This window comes from Streptomyces xinghaiensis S187 (genome assembly GCF_000220705.2).
GTDB classification, from domain to species: domain Bacteria; phylum Actinomycetota; class Actinomycetes; order Streptomycetales; family Streptomycetaceae; genus Streptomyces; species Streptomyces xinghaiensis.
The window spans coordinates 1,951,052-1,967,836 of sequence record NZ_CP023202.1 but is presented as its reverse complement, the minus strand read 5'-3'; the positions used below and the strand labels follow the sequence as shown (position 1 = coordinate 1,967,836).

Sequence of the window (16,785 nt, the reverse complement as noted above, 5' to 3'; positions counted from 1 at the left end):
TCACACCACCCAAGGCCCGACCCCCACGCCCGGGACGCCGCCGGGCTCAGGAGAGAACGTGTCCACCACGCAGCTTGCCGAGGGGCGCAGAGCCCATCCGGAACACATCGGCCATGTCATCTTCATCACGGCCTCCGCCGCGATGGGTGGTTTCCTCTTCGGCTACGACAGCTCCGTCATCAACGGCACGGTCGTGGCGATCCGCGACCGCTTCGGTGTCGGCTCGGAACTCCTCGCCCAGGTGATCGCCGCCGCGCTGATCGGCTGTGCCCTCGGTGCCGCGGCCGCCGGCCGGATCGCGGACCGCCTCGGCCGGATCCGGGTGATGCAGATAGCCGCCCTGCTCTTCACGGCCAGCGCGATCGGCTCGGCCCTGCCCTTCACCATCTGGGACCTCGCCTTCTGGCGGGTGCTCGGAGGCGTGGCCATCGGTATGGCCTCGGTCATCGGCCCGGCCTATATCGCCGAGGTCGCCCCGCCCGCGTACCGGGGCCGGCTGGGCTCCTTCCAGCAGGCCGCGATCGTCATCGGCATCGCCGCCTCGCAGCTGGTCAACTTCGGCATCCTCACCTTCGCCGACGGCGAGCAGCGCGGCGCCCTCGCCGGCCTGGAGGCCTGGCAGTGGATGCTCGGTGCCGAGGTCGTCCCGGCCGTCCTCTACGGCCTGCTGGCCTTCGCGATCCCGGAGTCCCCCCGCTTCCTCATCTCCGTGGGCAGGACGGAGCGGGCCAGAAAGGTCCTGCGCGAGGTGGAGGGCGAGAACGTCGACCTGGACCAGCGGGTCCTTGAGATCAACGAGGCGATGCGCACCGACCGCAAGTCCACCTTCCGGGACCTGCTGGGCGGCCGCTTCAAGCTGCTGCCGATCGTCTGGGTCGGTATCGGGCTGTCGCTCTTCCAGCAACTCGTCGGCATCAACGTGATCTTCTACTACTCGGCCTCGCTCTGGCAGTCCGTCGGCATCGACCCGACCAGTTCCTTCCTCTACTCGTTCACCACCTCGATCATCAACATCATCGGCACCGTGATCGCGATGATCTTCGTCGACCGCTTCGGCCGCAAGCCCCTGCTGCTCGTCGGATCCACCGGCATGGCACTCTCCCTGGGCCTCGCCGCGTGGGCGTTCTCGTACAAGACCGGGACCGGCGCGGACATCTCCATGCCGGACACACAGGGCACGGTGGCGCTCGTCGCGGCCCACTCCTTCGTGCTGTTCTTCGCCCTGTCCTGGGGTGTGGTGGTCTGGGTGCTGCTCGGTGAGATGTTCCCCAACCGGATCCGGGCGGCTGCCCTCGGTATCGCGGCCTCGGCCCAGTGGGTCGCCAACTGGCTGATCACGGTGAGCTTCCCGAGCCTGTCCGACTGGAACCTCTCCGGCGCGTACGTGCTCTACACCCTCTTCGCCGTGCTCTCCATCCCGTTCGTCCTCAAGTGGGTGCCCGAGACCAAGGGCAAGTCCCTGGAGGAGATGGGCTGACCCGCTCGCTGACGGCGGCCCCCGGTCCGGCTCGGAGCACGAGCCGGACCGGGGGCCGCCGGTGCGCCGGGAGACGGTACGGCCGACGCGCGGTGACCGGCGGGGGCGGGGACGGGACGCGGGACGGTGGCCGATACTGAGGGAGTTATGGAATTCGTCATCCTTGCTGTAGTCATCGCCCTGGTCGCGATCGGCGCGATCACCGGTCTGGTGGTGACCAGCCGCCGGAAGAAGCGGCTGCCTCCCCCGCCGCCGAGCGCGCCGACCATCACGGCCCCGCCCGCCGAACCGCATGTCGGTGAGGAGGCCGGGCCTCCCGCCGCCGAAGAACGCCGCACCATCGAGGAGGTCGGACTACCGGGCGCCGGTGCCACCGTCGCCGAGGCCCCGGCGCCCGTTCCGGTGCCGGAGGCCCCGCCCGTCGAGGTGCCGGCCCCGACCGCCGGGCGGCTCGTCCGGCTGCGCGCCCGGCTCTCCCGCTCGCAGAACTCCCTGGGCAAGGGCCTGCTCACCCTGCTCTCCCGGGAGCATCTCGACGAGGACACCTGGGAGGAGATCGAGGACACCCTGCTCACCGCGGACGTCGGCGTCGCCCCCACCCAGGAGCTCGTGGAGCGGCTCCGGGAGCGGGTGAAGGTCCTCGGCACCCGCACTCCACAGGAGCTGCGCACCCTGCTGCGCGAGGAACTGCTCACCCTGATCGGCACGGAGGCCGACCGGTCCGTGAAGACCGACGGCGGCCTGGAGACCCCGGCCGTCGTGATGGTCGTCGGCGTCAACGGCACGGGCAAGACCACCACCACCGGCAAGCTCGCCCGGGTCCTGGTCGCGGACGGGCGCAGTGTGGTGCTCGGCGCGGCCGACACCTTCCGGGCCGCCGCCGCCGACCAGCTGCAGACCTGGGGCGAGCGGGTCGGCGCCAGGACCGTCCGCGGCCCCGAGAGCGGCGACCCGGCGTCGGTCGCCTTCGACGCGGTCAAGGAGGGCATCGCCGAGGGCGCGGACGTGGTCCTCATCGACACCGCCGGCCGGCTGCACACCAAGGCCGGTCTCATGGACGAGCTGGGCAAGGTCAAGCGGGTCGTGGAGAAGCACGGACCGCTGGACGAGGTGCTGCTGGTCCTCGACGCCACGACGGGCCAGAACGGCCTGGTGCAGGCCCGGGTCTTCTCCGAGGTCGTGGACATCACGGGGATCGTACTGACCAAGCTCGACGGCACGGCCAAGGGCGGCATCGTCGTCGCCGTCCAGCGCGAACTGGGCGTCCCGGTGAAGCTGGTGGGCCTCGGGGAGGGGGCCGACGACCTGGCGCCCTTCGAGCCGGAGGCCTTCGTCGACGCGCTCATCGGGGACTGAGCCGGGCGGGACGGACCGCCGGGCACCGGGCCGCCGCCCGGCCGGGGACACGGCGCGACCGCCGCACCCGGCCGGACGGCGGCCCGGCCCCGTTCCCCGCGGGCGGGACCCGGACCTCCGTCCGGGGCCGTACGGCCGTGGCCTCACCGGGCGGATCTCAGCGGGCGGCCGAGCGGTGGCAGACGTAGGCGAGGGTGCCCAGCAGCAGGCGGGCGTGCGGCGGACGGACCGCCGTGCCGAGCTCCGGCGGTCTCAGCCAGCGGACCGGACCGAGCCCCGCGAGGTCGGAGGGCGGCGCGGTGATGTGGCTGCCCGGGGGCAGGCAGCGCAGATCCAGCCGGGCACCGTCCCAGCCCATGCGGTAGAGCAGATCGGGCAGTTCGGCGAAGGCGCCGGGCGCGACGAGGAAGTGGGCCCGGCCGTGCGGCGTGACCGCGACGGGGCCGAGCGGCAGCCCCATCCGCTCCATCCGGACCAGCGCCTGCCGGCCGGCCGTCGCGCCGACCTCGATGACATCGAACGAGCGGCCCACCGGCAGCAGTACGGCGGCACCGGGCGATCCGGCCCAGGCAGCGGCCACTTCGCGGAGCGTCGAGCCGGCCGGTACCGTCCGGGCGTGGCCGAGGGGGTGCGCCCCGGGGGCCGCGCAGTGCGGTGCGCCGCAGGAGCAGCGGGCGCCGCGCTCTCCGGAGAGGGCCGTGGCGCGGGCTCCGGGGACCACGTCCCATCCGTGGAGTCCGGTGTACTCGGCCACCACCGTGCACTCCGACGCCCGGCCGCGCCGCCGCGTGCCCGGCCGCAGGTCCCGGATGCCGCCGATCGTGAAGCCCATGCCCTCTCCAACGGGTCGCTCGAATCAGTGGTTACGCGCGGAGGAGACGTTCCGCGCCGTCTGTCGCTGCGGTCGGCGCTGTATACGGCTCGGTGGTGTGCGGCGGGTGGTGGCCGGTCCGGTGCGCGCCCCCGTCGGCAACCGTCCTCCCAGTCGAATTGCCAGTGTCAAGTGAATCGTGAAGAGAACGGCAGATGTTCATCCGAAGGGGTGGCGAATGGTGGCGTTTCCCGGTGTCAGCTCGTCACACAGGTGATCGTAGGATTACTTTCGGTGCGCACGGTCTTCCGGGGGTGGTGCCGGACCGGTGGGACGAGGGTGGTCCGTAAGGTCGGTTTTCGTCGCTTTTCGTTGGTTCGGGCGGTCTTCTGTCCGCTCCGCCGGCGCCGGGCGGATCGGGAGCTGTCCGAAGCTGCCCGATGCCGTCTGAATCCGCCGGCGCCGGGGTATGCCGGTGACAGGCCGACCGCCCGGTCGGCCGACCGGCACTCCGGGCCGCCGACGGTACGTCCCGGCGGGGGGAGGGCCGGCTTCCCGGGACCGGCGCTCGCACGGAAGCGGCAGAACGGGGGCATGGCAGTTGGACACCGGTGGCAGCGGCACGCAGACCGGCAAGCACCCCAATGAGCCCCTGGGGTCGTGGTTCCTGCGCAGCGGCTGGTCCAAGGGCGAACTCGCCCGCCAGGTGAACCGCCGGGCCCGGCAGCTGGGCGCCCACCACATCAGCACCGACACCTCCCGCGTGCGCCGCTGGCTGGACGGGGAGCAGCCGCGCGAGCCCATCCCGCGGATCCTCTCCGAGCTGTTCTCCGAACGCTTCGGCTGTGTGGTCTCCACCGAGGACCTCGGGCTGCGCACCGCGCACCCCTCCCCGTCGGACTCGGTGGTGGACCTGCCCTGGAGCGGGCCCCGCACGACCGCCCTGCTCAGCGAGTTCTCCCGCAGTGATCTCATGCTGGCCCGGCGGGGCTTTCTCGGCAGCTCCCTGACGCTGGCCGCGGGCCCCTCCCTCGTCGAGCCGCTCCAGCGCTGGCTGGTGCCGGCCCCCGGCGGGCGGCCGGAGGAGACGGCGGTGCCCGCGCGGGACCCCTCCGGACGGGCCGCGCCCCGGCTGTCCGGGCCGGAACTGGACCTGCTGGAGACCGCGACCAGGATGTTCCGGCAGTGGGACGCGCAGTGCGGCGGAGGGCTGCGCCGCAAGGCGGTCGTCGGCCAGCTGCACGAGGTCACCGACCTGCTGCACGAGCCGCATCCGGCGCCGGTCGCCCGCAGGCTGTTCGGTGTCGCGGCCGAACTCGCCGAACTGGCGGGGTGGATGAGCTACGACATCGGGCTCCAGCCCACCGCCCAGAAGTACTTCGTGCTGGCGCTGCACGCCGCCAAGGAGGCGGGGGACAAGCCCCTCGGTTCGTACATCCTCTCCAACATGAGCCGGCAGATGATCCATCTCGGCCGGCCGGACGACGCCCTGGAGCTGGTCCACCTCGCCCAGTACGGCAGCCGCGACTGCTCCACCGCACGGACCCAGGCCATGCTGTATGCGATGGAGGCCCGCGCCTACGCCAACATGGGAGCGCCCGGCAAGTGCAAACGCGCCGTGCGGATGGCCGAGGAGACCTTCGCGGAGGCGGCCCCGGGCGACGGCGATCCGGACTGGATCCGCTTCTTCTCCGAGGCCGAGCTGAACGGCGAGAACGCCCATTCGTACCGTGATCTCGCGTACGCGGCCGGCCGCAGCCCGGCCTACGCCTCACTGGCCGAGCCCCTGATGGAGCGGGCCGTGGAACTCTTCCGGCAGGATGCGGAACACCAGCGCTCCTACGCGCTCAATCTGATCGGTATGGCCACCGTTCATCTGCTGAAAAAGGAACCGGAACGATCAGTGGTGCTCGCGGAGCAGGCGCTCGGAGTTGCCCGGCAGGTGCGGTCCGAGCGCGTGAACACCAGGCTGCGGAAGACCGTGGACCACGCCGCCCGTGAATTCGGCTCGGTGGCGGACGTGCTCCGTGCCACCGATCGGCTGGCCCGCGAACTGTCGGATTCCGCCGAGGCCCCACAGGCGGTCTGAAGCCCTCCGGCGGGCCCGCCCGGCCGCGCCGGACCGCCGGGTTCCGGCCATCCCCGGAACCCGGGCGGAGCCTGCCCCGAACCGTCCGCCGGCGTCCCGCAGTTCATCCGCGCGTAACACGCGCACGGCCTTCGTCACGGCGCCGAAACACCCTGCGGCATCGGAGGAAACGGCGCTGCGCCAATCTCTAGGCGAAAACCGGCCCACCCCAAGTTCCATCCCGCACGGGCCGTCGCTTTCTAGGAGATCGACATTGAATGGCGCAGATACCGCATTCGTATTGATCAGTGCCGCGCTCGTGATGCTGATGACACCGGGCCTGGCTTTCTTCTACGGGGGCATGGTGCGGGTCAAGAGCGCCCTCAACATGCTCATGATGTCCTTCATCTCCCTGGGGATCGTCAGCGTCCTCTGGGTGCTGTACGGCTACTCGCTCACCTTCGGTGACGACATCGGCAGCGGCCTGCTGGGCAACCTCGACCACGTCGGCCTCGCCGGCATCGACCCCGAGACGCTCACCGGAGGCAAGGAAGGCATCCCCGTCTTCGCCTTCGCCCTCTTCCAGCTGATGTTCGCCGTGCTGACGCCCGCCCTGATGAGCGGTGCGCTCGCGGACCGGGTGAAGTTCAGCGCCTGGTCGCTCTTCATCGCCCTCTGGGTGACCGTGGTCTACTTCCCGGTCGCGCACTGGGTGTGGCAGGCCGACGGCTGGCTGTTCCAGCTGGAGGTCATCGACTTCGCCGGCGGCACGGCCGTCCACATCAACGCGGGTATCGGCGCCCTCGCCGCCGTCCTGGTCGTCGGCAAGCGCATCGGGTTCAAGAAGGAACCGATGCGGCCGCACAACCTGCCGCTGGTGATGCTGGGCGCGGCCCTGCTGTGGTTCGGCTGGTTCGGCTTCAACGCCGGCTCGGCCCTGGCCGCCAACGGCACCGCGGCCACCATGGCCCTCAACACCCAGGTCGCCACCGGCGCGGCGATGCTCGGCTGGCTGGTCTACGAGCGGATCCGGCACGGCGCCTTCACCACCCTCGGTGCCGCCTCCGGCGCGGTCGCGGGCCTGGTCGCCATCACGCCCTCCGGTGCGCACGTCAACGCCCTCGGTGCCATCCTCATCGGTGTCGTGGCCGGTGCCGTCTGCTCCTGGGCCGTCAGCCTCAAGTACAAGCTGGGCTACGACGACTCCCTCGACGTCGTCGGCGTCCACCTGGTCGGCGGCGTCATCGGCACCCTGCTGGTCGGCGTCCTCGCCATCGACGGCGTGGGCGGCATGAGCCAGCTCGGCAAGCAGGCCATCGGAGCCTTCTCGGTCATGGCCTTCTCCTTCGTCGTCTCCTGGCTGCTGGCGAAGATCGTCGACATGACGATCGGCTTCCGGGCCGGCGAGGACGACGAGACCTCCGGGCTCGACCAGGTGTTCCACGCCGAGACGGGCTACGACTTCAGCACCGTGGGGGGCACGCCCACCGGCCGTAGTACGGTGCCGGACCTCACGGAGACGGGTGCGGCGGCGCCGCGGAACAAGAAGGTGGACGCATGAAGCTCATCACGGCGGTCGTGAAGCCGCACCGGCTGGACGAGATCAAGGAGGCCCTCCAGGCCTTCGGCGTCCAGGGCCTGACGGTCACCGAGGCCAGCGGCTACGGCCGGCAGCGCGGCCACACCGAGGTGTACCGCGGCGCCGAGTACACCGTCGACCTCGTGCCCAAGGTCCGGATCGAGGTGCTGGTCGAGGACGGCGACGCCGAACAGCTGATCGAGGTCATCGTCAAGGCATCCCGGACCGGCAAGATCGGCGACGGCAAGGTGTGGTGCGTCCCCGTCGACACGGCGGTCCGGGTACGGACCGGGGAGCGCGGCCCGGACGCGCTCTAGGCCAGGCCCCGGGCGGGTCCGCGAGACGGACGCGGACCCGCCCGGCACCCGGCACCGCACGACCGGCCCGCACAGGGCCCGAACAGCAAAAGGGGAACCGGTGACGGACGGCGTGGACTTCACAGCGGACGCGGCCGGCCCGCCGCCCGGCGGCTACGCGGCGGCGCGCACCCGGCTGCTCCGGCAGGAGACCCCGCCCGGGCCCGGCCGCCGCGCGGCCCTGGCCCGCCTCACCGACGACTGGCTGGCCGCGCTCTTCACCGCGAGCGCCGCCGGCGCCGTCACCCGGAACGGCACACCGGCGGACCCGCCTCCCGGAGAGCCCCGTGCCCCACGCCCCGCGCCCCGGCGGGGAGCCGCCCTGGTGGCCGTCGGCGGCTACGGACGGGGCGAACTCTCCCCGCGCAGCGACCTCGACCTGCTGCTGCTGCACGACGAGACGGCCGACCCCAAGGCCGTGGCGGCCCTCGCCGACGGCATCTGGTACCCGGTCTGGGACCTCGGGCTCGCCCTCGACCACTCCGTGCGCACCACCGCCCAGGCCCGCACCACCGCCCGCGAGGACCTCAAGGTCCAGCTCGGCCTGCTGGACGCCCGGCACATCGCCGGAGACCCGTCGCTCACCACCGCGCTGCGCACCGCCGTCCTCGCCGACTGGCGCAACCAGGCACCGAAGCGCCTGCCCGAACTGCGCGCCCTGGGCGACGAACGCACCCGGCGCCACGGCGAACTCCAGTTCCTCCTGGAACCCGACCTCAAGGAAGCGCACGGCGGGCTCCGCGACCTGACCGCCCTGCGTGCCGTCGCCGCCTCCTGGCTGGCCGACGCCCCGCGCCAGGGACTGGCCGAGGCCCGGACCCGGCTCCTCGACGTCCGCGACACCCTCCACCTGGCCACCGGCCGCGCCACCGACCGGCTCGCCCTCCAGGAACAGGACCAGGTCGCCGCCGACCTGGGACTGGCGGACGCCGACGCCCTGCTCCGCCGGGTCTACGAGGCCGCGCGCACCGTGGCCTACGCCGACGACGTGACCTGGCGGGAGGTCGGCCGCGTCCTGCGCGCCCGCTCGGCCCGCGGCGGACTGCGCGGGCTGCTCACCGGGGGGCGCCCGGGCCGCGGACGCACCCCCGGCGCGTCCGGCGACACGGCCGAACGCACCCCGCTCGCCGAGGGCGTCGTCGAACAAGACGGCGAGGCAGTGCTCGCCCGCGCCGCCCGGCCCCAGCAGGACCCGGTCCTGCCACTGCGCGCGGCCGCCGCCGCGGCCCAGGCCGGGCTCCCCCTCTCGCCGCACGCCGTACGGCGCCTGGCCACCGCGGCCCGCCCGCTGCCCGTGCCCTGGCCCGCCGAGGCCCGCGAGCAGTTCGTCACCCTCCTCGGTGCCGGCCCGCCCACCGTGGGGGTGTGGGAGGCGCTGGAGGCCGAGGGGCTGATCACCCGGCTGCTGCCCGACTGGGAGCGGGTCCGCTGCCGGCCGCAGCGCAACGCGGTGCACCGCTGGACCGTCGACCGGCACTGCGTCGAGACCGCCGTGCGGGCCGGTGCCCTCAGCCGCCGGGTCGGCCGCCCCGACCTGCTGCTCGTCGCGGCCCTGCTGCACGACATCGGCAAGGGCTGGCCGGGCGACCACTCCACCACCGGTGAGGTCATCGCCCGCGACGTGGCCGCCAGGATCGGCTTCGGCCCGGCGGACACCGGGACCGTCGCCGCGCTCGTCCGCCACCATCTGCTGCTCGTCGAGACCGCGACCCGGCGCGACCTGGACGACCCGGCCACCGTCCAGAAGGTCGCGGACGCGGTCGGCAGCCCGGAGACGCTCGGCCTGCTGCACGCCCTCACCGAGGCCGACGCCCTCGCCACCGGCCCGGCCGCCTGGAGCGCGTGGCGCGCGTCGCTCGTCACCGACCTCGTCCGCCGGGTGACCGACGTCCTCGCGGGCGAGCCGCCCCGGCAGCCGGACGACAGCGGCCCGTCCGCGGGGGCGGCGCCCGGGCAGCGGCGGCTCGCCGCGGAGGCGCTGCGCACCGGCGGCCCGGCGCTCAGCCTGAGCCCCGGCACGCCGGAAGGAGCCCCGGTCGGCGGCGAGCCCGAACCCGTCGGCGTCGAACTGCACATCGCCGTACCCGAGCGCGCCGGTCTGCTGCCCGCGGCGGCGGGCGTACTCGCCCTGCACCGCCTCGCGGTGCGCTCCGCCGACCTGCGGCTCCTGGAGCCCCCGGCCGGGCGGGCCGGCGAGGAAGAGGAAGCGGACGGCCCCGTCCTGCTGCTGAGCTGGCGGGTGGCCGCCGAGTACGGTTCCCTGCCGGACGCGGCCCGGCTCCGCGCCGATCTGCTGCGCGCCCTGGACGGGTCGCTCGACATCGCCGCCCGGCTCGCCGAGCGCGAGGCCGCGTACCCGCGCCGCCACGGAGTGCGGCCCCCGCCGCCCCGGGTGACAGTGGCCCCGGCGGCCTCCCGGCACGCGACGGTCCTGGAGGTGCGGGCACAGGACGCCCCGGGCCTGCTGCACCGCATCGGCCGGGCCCTGGAGGAGTCGGGGGTACGGCTGCGCAGCGCGCACATCAGCACCCTCGGCGCCAACGCGGTCGACGCCTTCTATCTCACCGGCACCGACGGCGCGCCGCTGGCCGGGAGCCGGGCCGCGGAGGTGGCCCGCGCCGTGCAGAGCGCCCTCGGCTGACCGCGGGGGAGACCGCACCGGGAACGGGCGGATACCCTGGGGGTCAGTTGCCCGCCCCACCGATCCGAGGATTCGCGACCGCCGTGTTCGACACTCTTTCCGACCGCCTCGCAGCGACGTTCAAGAACCTCCGGGGCAAGGGCCGCCTGTCCGAGGCGGACATCGATGCCACCGCCCGCGAGATCCGCATCGCGCTGCTGGAGGCGGATGTCGCGCTGCCCGTGGTGCGGGCCTTCATCAAGCAGATCAAGGAGCGGGCGCTGGGCGCGGAGGTCTCGCAGGCCCTCAACCCCGCCCAGCAGGTCATCAAGATCGTCAACGAGGAGCTCGTCGGCATCCTCGGCGGCGAGACCCGCCGGCTGCGCTTCGCCAAGACCCCGCCCACCGTGATCATGCTCGCCGGTCTGCAGGGCGCGGGCAAGACGACGCTGGCGGGCAAGCTCGGCCGCTGGCTGAAGGGCCAGGGCCACACCCCGCTGCTGGTCGCCTGCGACCTCCAGCGCCCGAACGCCGTCAACCAGCTCTCCGTCGTGGCCGAGCGCGCGGAGGTCGCCGTCTACGCGCCGGAGCCGGGCAACGGCGTCGGCGACCCGGTGAAGGTGGCCCGGGACTCGATCGAGTTCGCCAAGGCCAAGCTGCACGACGTGGTCATCGTCGACACCGCCGGCCGCCTCGGCATCGACGAGGAGCTGATGCGGCAGGCCGCGGACATCCGCGACGCCGTCTCCCCGGACGAGATCCTCTTCGTCGTCGACGCGATGATCGGCCAGGACGCGGTGAACACCGCCGAGGCGTTCCGCGACGGTGTGGGCTTCGACGGCGTGGTGCTCTCCAAGCTCGACGGCGACGCGCGCGGCGGTGCGGCCCTGTCCATCGCCCACGTCACCGGCCGGCAGATCATGTTCGCCTCCAACGGCGAGAAGCTGGACGACTTCGACGCGTTCCACCCGGACCGCATGGCGTCCCGCATTCTCGGCATGGGCGACATGCTCAGCCTGATCGAGAAGGCCGAACAGACCTTCAGCCAGGCCGAGGCCGAGAAGATGGCCGGGAAACTGGCCAAGGGGCCCAAGGAGTTCACGCTCGACGACTTCCTGGCCCAGATGGAGCAGGTCCGGAAGATGGGCTCCATCTCCAAACTGCTCGGCATGCTGCCCGGTATGGGGGAGATGCGGGAGCAGATCAACAACCTGGACGAGCGGGACGTCGACCGCACCGCCGCGATCATCAAGTCGATGACGCCGGGCGAGCGCCAGGACCCGACGATCATCAACGGCTCCCGCCGGGCCCGGATCGCCAAGGGCTCCGGTGTGGAGGTCGGCGCCGTGAAGAACCTCGTGGAGCGGTTCTTCGAGGCCCGCAAGATGATGTCCCGGATGGCTCAGGGCGGCGGGATGCCCGGAATGCCCGGGGTGCCGGGCATGGGCGGCGGCCCCGGCCGGAAGAAGAAGCAGCAGAAGCAGGCCAAGGGCAAGCGCCGCAGCGGCAACCCGATGAAGCGGAAGGCCGAGGAGCAGGCCGCCGCCGCGCGCCGCGAGCAGCAGGCCGCCAACCCGCTGGGCCTGCCGCAGGGCGGGCAGGAGCCTCAGGACTTCGAACTGCCGGACGAGTTCAAGAAGTTCATGCGCTGAACCTGCGCCGGCCTGCGCCGACCGGGCGGCCGGTGCCCCGGACCGCCGGGCTCAGACCCGTGCGACGAGATAACGGAAGACGTTCGGCATCCAGATCGTGCCGTCCGGCCGGCGGTGCTGGTGCAGCGCCTCGGTGAGCTCCTTCTCGACCTGGTCGGCGTCCGTGGCTGCCACCGCCTCGTCGAACAGGCCGGTGGAGAGCAGTCCGCGCACGGCGCTGTCCAGATCGGCGTAGCCGAACGGGCAGGAGACGCGCCCGGAACCGTCCGGCCGCAGCCCGGCCCGGTGCGCCGATTCCTCCAGGGCGTCGCGCCCGTACGAACGCCGCCGGCCGGGTGCGTCCCCGTAACCGGGCCCGAGCGCCGGTGGCCGGCCGGCCAGCCGGGTCGCCACCCGCAGCACGGAGCACGTCGCGCACCGCTCGGGCGGTCCCCAGCCCGTGAGCACCACCGGGCTGCCGCGCTCGGCCAGCGCGGTCGCCGCGTCCAGGGCCGGGCCCAGGTCCTCGTCGGCGCAGGACTGCGGGTCGAAGACGGTCACCAGGGTGAACGGCCGCCCGTCCTCCGCGATGGCCTCCGGCCCGCCCTCGTACAGGCGCGGCGCGGCGCCCGGCGGGTGCTCCGCGGGGTCCGGCAGCAGCCGCTTCCGGGCCAGCGCGAGCCGGTACGGGTCCGGGTCGGTGCCCGTCACGACGGCGCCGCGGGCGGCCGCCATCAGCAGCGCCAGCCCCGAACCGCAGTGCAGACCGAGCACCCGGTCCCCGGCTCCCGTCTCCAGCCGTTGGTGGACCGCTTCGTAGAGCGGCACCAGCATCCGTTCCTGGATCTCAGCCCAGTCCCGCGCGCGGACGCGCGCACCCTCGGGCGCGCGCGTCGGGGAGAGGTGGTGCCGCTGTACGAGCGTGGGTGTCATCGAAGCGCCCCAATCCGCCGAGAGCTCGGTCCTGTGGTTGCCCGCCCCTGGTCGAGCCGCGCCCCGTCCCCTCGCCGGGGGCCCGCTGCGCTGCGGGCCCGCGGGGATGCGCGGCGATGTCTTGGCTCCCTCGGCGCACGCCGCCGCCGGCCGTTCGCGGCGTGCCCGGGGACCACCGATTCCCTTCTCAGAGTGCCACCGCCGTACGGAGTCCGCCATGGCACGGACGGCGGCTTCCGTCCCGGACGCGGCTTTTCCGCCGTCGCCCCCGGGAGGGGGCCCGTTCGATCGGGGACGGGACCGGGGCCGGGCCCTTGCGCGCCGCCGGGAGGGGGGCGTTGCCGTCGCGGGGAGCGGGCCCGGTACGCTCGCGGACGCCGCCGCGTTCCGTGGAGACATGCCGGAATCCCGCGGATCATGCCGGAACGGGACGGGCGCAGGGGCCGGGGAGCGCCGGGCGGGCCCGGGCGCCGTGGCGGTGACGCGGGAGCGCCGCTGTCCGAGGGCGCGCGGACCGGAGCGTGCGCCGGGGTTACGCGCGGGTAGGTACGTACCGGCTTGTTGTGAGCCGTACGGGTTCTCCGCAGATCGGCTCCCCCGCCCCCGTCGCCCCGCAACAGCGCTGTACTGACTGGTACGTGCAAATTATTTGGGATGCCCGGTATCGGAACACCAGGGCACTCCGGCTCGTTATTCACGACGTGAGCACGACACCACCTGTTCTCGCCGCGGAGCTGGCGCAGGCGTGGGCCGACATTCAACGGCACCACCCCGAGCTGCCGGATCTCGCCGCGCCCGAATCCCTGATCGGAGAGTCCTCGTCCGCCTGCGGCGCGGAGCTCTCCTTCGAACGACTGCTCCATGAAGCAGTCCACGGCATCGCCGCCGCCCGCGGTATCCGCGACACCTCGCGGGCCGGCCGCTACCACAACCGCAGATTCCTGGCGGTGGCCGAGGAGCTCGGGCTCGACCACTCCGAGGAGCCGCATCCCAGCAGCGGCTTCTCGCTGGTCGTCCTCAGCCCGGAGGCGAAACGGCGGTACCGGCCCACCATCGAGCGGCTGAACCGCGCGCTGAAGGCGCACTCCGCGGCGACCGCCGGTGACGCCGGCCGCAGCTTCCGCGGCCCCGCGGCCCGGCACGGCTCGTCCGGCGGCGGAGTCCGGGTCAAGGCCGTGTGCGACTGCGGGCGCAACGTCCGGGTCGTCCCGTCCGTGCTGGCCCAGGCCCCGATCGTCTGCGGCGGCTGCGGCAAGCCGTTCAGAATTCCCGAGGCCGCCGCCGCGGCCTGACGCCGCCGCACCGCCCCGTTTCCCCGTCCCCGCCGGCCACCGGCCCCCGGGGTGCGTGGGGTGCCCCCGGGGGCGTGCGGCGGCGCCCCCGCGATATGGCAGAATGGGCCGTTGAGTACTCGGCAGCCGGACCGGACCCCTCTCTCCCTCGGCTGACGCGTCCATCGAGCACCCGGAACCCCGCAACCCCACGCGGGGCGCCGTGCTGCTCAAACACGTCATAGAGCAGGAGACACCACTCCCGTGGCAGTCAAGATCAAGCTGAAGCGCCTGGGCAAGATCCGGTCGCCTCACTACCGCATCATCGTCGCCGACTCCCGTACCCGCCGTGACGGCCGGGCCATCGAGGAGATCGGTCTGTACCACCCGGTGCAGAACCCGTCCCGCATCGAGGTCGACTCCGAGCGCGTCCAGTACTGGCTGAGCGTCGGCGCGCAGCCGACCGAGCCGGTCGCGGCCATCCTCCGGGTCACCGGTGACTGGCAGAAGTTCAAGGGCCTCCCGGCCCCCGAGCCGATGCAGGTCCCCGAGGCCAAGGCCGACAAGCGCGCCCTCTTCGAGGCCGCGGCCAAGGACGCCGGTGACGAGCCCAAGGGTGAGGCGATCACCCCGAAGGCCAAGAAGTCCGAGAAGAAGGCGGACGAGGCTGCCGCTCCGGCGGACGCCAAGTCGGCCGAGTCCACCGAGGCCTGATGATGCTCGAGGAGGCCCTCGAGCACCTCGTGAAGGGGATCGTCGACAACCCCGACGACGTTCAGGTCGCCTCGCGCAACCTGCGCCGGGGCCGGGTGCTGGAGGTCCGGGTCCACCCCGAGGACCTCGGCAAGGTGATCGGCCGCAACGGCCGTACCGCCCGCGCCCTGCGGACCGTCGTGGGCGCCCTCGGCGGCCGCGGTATCCGCGTCGACCTCGTCGACGTGGACCAGGTTCGCTGACACGCACAGCACCGGCGCGGGCCGGGGAGGGCCACGGCCCGCCCCGGCCCGCGCCCGTCCGCGGACCAGAAACAGGACGACGGGGAGCGCGCCGCACGGACGGCGGCCCGGCCCCGCGGCCATCCACCGGGAATGACGGCGGCGCGAGCGGCCACCGCGACAGGCGGCGGCCCCGCCGCAAAAGAGAGGCGCAGTGCAGTTGGTAGTCGCGCGGATCGGCCGCGCCCACGGCATCAAGGGCGAGGTCACCGTCGAGGTGCGGACGGACGAACCGGAACTCCGGCTCGCCCCCGGCGCCGTCCTGGACACGGAGCCGGCCTCCGCCGGACCGCTCACCATCGAGACCGGCCGGGTGCACAGCGGCCGGCTGCTGCTCCGCTTCGCGGGCGTACGGGACCGCAGTGGTGCCGAGGCGCTCCGCAACACCCTGCTGATCGCCGAGGTCGACCCGGAGGAGGTCCCGGAGGACCCCGACGAGTACTACGACCACCAGCTGATGGACCTCGACGTGGTCACCACCGACGGCACCGCGGTCGGCCGGATCACCGAGATCTCCCATCTTCCGTACCAGGACCTCCTGGTGGTGGAGCGGCCCGACGGCAGCGAGGTCCTCATCCCGTTCGTCTCCGAGATCGTCCCGGAGGTGGACCTCGCGGAACAGCGCGCGGTGATCGACCCGCCGCCCGGCCTGCTCGACGAGGCCGGTGCCGAGATCGCGGGCAGCCGCAGCCGGGACACCGGGCCGGGGGCCGCCGACGGCAGGGCCGGCGCATGAGGCTCGACGTCGTCACCATCTTCCCGGAGTACCTGGAACCGCTGAACCTCTCCCTGGTCGGCAAGGCACGGGCCCGCGGGCAGCTCGACGTGCGGGTGCACGACCTGCGGGAGTGGACCCACGACCGGCACAACACCGTGGACGACACCCCGTACGGCGGCGGTCCCGGCATGGTCATGAAGCCGGAACCGTGGGGGGAGGCGCTCGACGCCGTCATCGCCTCGGGTGACGGGGAGGAGCGGCCGGTCGTCGTCGTCCCCACCCCCGGCGGCGAGCCGTTCACCCAGGAGCTGGCCGTCCGGCTCGCCGAGCGCCCCTGGCTCGTCTTCACCCCGGCCCGTTACGAGGGCATCGACCGGAGGGTCGTCGAGGAGTACGCCCGGGAGTACGAGCTCCTGGAGGTCTCCATCGGCGACTACGTCCTGGCCGGCGGCGAGGCCCCGGTGCTGGTGATGACCGAGGCGATCGCCCGGCTCCTCCCCGGTGTGCTCGGCAACGCCGAATCCCACCGCGACGACTCCTTCGCGCCCGGCGGGATGGCCGGGCTGCTGGAGGGCCCCGTCTACACCAAGCCGCCCGTCTGGCGCGGCCGCTCCATCCCCGAGGTGCTGCTCAGCGGCCACCACGGCCGGATCGCCCGCTGGCGGCGCGACGAGGCGCTGCGCCGCACCGCCCGCAACCGGCCCGATCTGATCGCCGGCCGCGATCCCGCCGCCTTCGACCGGGACGACCGCCGGATCCTCGCCGAACTCGGCTGGGAGGTGACGGCGGAGGGCCGATTTGGGCGGGTGCCCACCGCCGTGGAAGAATGAGCCGCTGTTGTGCGTCCGGCGCGCGCCCCTGCCACAGGGGGAACGACGCCCGCCCGCCGCACTCGCCGCCGGTACCGGCGGAACCCCGCATCTCGCACCCTTACGTACCGCTGATGACCTGTGGCATCAGCGAGGAAAGC

At 73.2% G+C, this 16,785-nt stretch carries 14 protein-coding genes; 12 read left to right on the top strand and 2 right to left on the bottom strand.

Annotated features, from left to right (window positions below; all coding sequences use genetic code 11):
* Positions 1-58 precede the first annotated feature (58 nt).
* Together SXIN_RS08255 and ftsY are read left to right on the top strand one after the other, a co-directional pair.
* Positions 59-1,477: a sugar porter family MFS transporter gene (locus SXIN_RS08255; protein ID WP_019709845.1), complete on the top strand. Its 1,419-nt coding sequence runs from the start codon at positions 59-61 to the stop codon at positions 1,475-1,477.
* A gap of 147 nt (positions 1,478-1,624) precedes the next feature.
* Positions 1,625-2,833, top strand: coding sequence for a signal recognition particle-docking protein FtsY (ftsY, locus tag SXIN_RS08250; RefSeq protein WP_095756805.1), 1,209 nt, complete (start codon positions 1,625-1,627; stop codon positions 2,831-2,833).
* A 157-nt stretch (positions 2,834-2,990) separates the two neighbouring features.
* Here ftsY and SXIN_RS08245 read toward each other — a convergent pair whose 3' ends face one another.
* A complete protein-coding gene (locus tag SXIN_RS08245; protein WP_095756804.1) occupies positions 2,991-3,665 on the bottom strand; it encodes a bifunctional DNA primase/polymerase in 675 nt (224 codons plus the stop codon).
* 580 nt (positions 3,666-4,245) lie between these two features.
* Between SXIN_RS08245 and nsdA the strand changes: the two genes are divergently transcribed.
* The 5 genes from nsdA (at position 4,246) to ffh (ending at position 11,919) form a co-directional block, all read left to right on the top strand.
* On the top strand, positions 4,246-5,733 hold the full coding sequence (gene nsdA, locus SXIN_RS08240) for a transcriptional repressor NsdA (protein WP_019709843.1): 1,488 nt from the start codon (positions 4,246-4,248) through the stop codon (positions 5,731-5,733).
* A gap of 253 nt (positions 5,734-5,986) precedes the next feature.
* Positions 5,987-7,273 carry an ammonium transporter gene (locus SXIN_RS08235; RefSeq protein ID WP_039822102.1) on the top strand — a complete coding sequence of 429 codons (1,287 nt, stop codon included), beginning with the start codon at positions 5,987-5,989 and terminating at the stop codon, positions 7,271-7,273.
* Positions 7,270-7,608: a P-II family nitrogen regulator gene (locus SXIN_RS08230; protein ID WP_019709841.1), complete on the top strand. Its 339-nt coding sequence runs from the start codon at positions 7,270-7,272 to the stop codon at positions 7,606-7,608. Before SXIN_RS08235 ends, SXIN_RS08230 begins: the two co-directional genes overlap by 4 nt.
* Before the next feature lie 100 nt (positions 7,609-7,708).
* Positions 7,709-10,288 carry a [protein-PII] uridylyltransferase gene (locus SXIN_RS08225; RefSeq protein ID WP_420341042.1) on the top strand — a complete coding sequence of 860 codons (2,580 nt, stop codon included), beginning with the start codon at positions 7,709-7,711 and terminating at the stop codon, positions 10,286-10,288.
* Positions 10,289-10,371: 83 nt separating this feature from the next.
* Positions 10,372-11,919 carry a signal recognition particle protein gene (gene ffh / locus SXIN_RS08220; RefSeq protein WP_019709840.1) on the top strand — a complete coding sequence of 516 codons (1,548 nt, stop codon included), beginning with the start codon at positions 10,372-10,374 and terminating at the stop codon, positions 11,917-11,919.
* A gap of 51 nt (positions 11,920-11,970) precedes the next feature.
* Here ffh and SXIN_RS08215 read toward each other — a convergent pair whose 3' ends face one another.
* The gene (locus tag SXIN_RS08215; protein ID WP_095756803.1) at positions 11,971-12,831 is read right to left on the bottom strand and encodes an SAM-dependent methyltransferase; all 861 of its coding nucleotides are present in this window, start codon (positions 12,829-12,831) and stop codon (positions 11,971-11,973) included.
* 701 nt (positions 12,832-13,532) lie between these two features.
* Between SXIN_RS08215 and SXIN_RS08210 the strand changes: the two genes are divergently transcribed.
* The 5 genes from SXIN_RS08210 to trmD all read left to right on the top strand — a co-directional run bounded on the left by SXIN_RS08210 (position 13,533) and on the right by trmD (position 16,645).
* Positions 13,533-14,123, top strand: a complete 591-nt coding sequence (locus tag SXIN_RS08210; RefSeq protein WP_019709838.1) for a hypothetical protein — start codon at positions 13,533-13,535, stop codon at positions 14,121-14,123.
* Between the two features lie 243 nt (positions 14,124-14,366).
* Positions 14,367-14,816, top strand: coding sequence for a 30S ribosomal protein S16 (gene rpsP, locus SXIN_RS08205; RefSeq protein WP_019709837.1), 450 nt, complete (start codon positions 14,367-14,369; stop codon positions 14,814-14,816).
* Between the two features lie 2 nt (positions 14,817-14,818).
* Complete coding sequence (locus SXIN_RS08200; protein WP_030544502.1) at positions 14,819-15,058, top strand: RNA-binding protein; 240 nt, start codon at positions 14,819-14,821, stop codon at positions 15,056-15,058.
* A 193-nt stretch (positions 15,059-15,251) separates the two neighbouring features.
* Positions 15,252-15,833 (top strand): ribosome maturation factor RimM, encoded by a 582-nt coding sequence (gene rimM, locus SXIN_RS08195; RefSeq protein WP_019709835.1) that lies wholly within the window; start codon positions 15,252-15,254, stop codon positions 15,831-15,833.
* Positions 15,830-16,645 (top strand): tRNA (guanosine(37)-N1)-methyltransferase TrmD, encoded by an 816-nt coding sequence (gene trmD / locus SXIN_RS08190; protein WP_019709834.1) that lies wholly within the window; start codon positions 15,830-15,832, stop codon positions 16,643-16,645. Before rimM ends, trmD begins: the two co-directional genes overlap by 4 nt.
* Positions 16,646-16,785 lie beyond the last annotated feature (140 nt).

Excerpts from the sequence above, each read along its gene's own strand:
- SXIN_RS08215 (WP_095756803.1), bottom strand. The coding sequence starts at position 12,831 with ATGACACCCACGCTCGTACAGCGGCACCACCTCTCCCCGACGCGCGCG.
- trmD (WP_019709834.1), top strand. The coding sequence starts at position 15,830 with ATGAGGCTCGACGTCGTCACCATCTTCCCGGAGTACCTGGAACCGCTG.
- SXIN_RS08200 (WP_030544502.1), top strand. The coding sequence starts at position 14,819 with ATGCTCGAGGAGGCCCTCGAGCACCTCGTGAAGGGGATCGTCGACAAC.
- SXIN_RS08245 (WP_095756804.1), bottom strand. The coding sequence starts at position 3,665 with ATGGGCTTCACGATCGGCGGCATCCGGGACCTGCGGCCGGGCACGCGG.
- ftsY (WP_095756805.1), top strand. The coding sequence starts at position 1,625 with ATGGAATTCGTCATCCTTGCTGTAGTCATCGCCCTGGTCGCGATCGGC.
- SXIN_RS08230 (WP_019709841.1), top strand. The coding sequence starts at position 7,270 with ATGAAGCTCATCACGGCGGTCGTGAAGCCGCACCGGCTGGACGAGATC.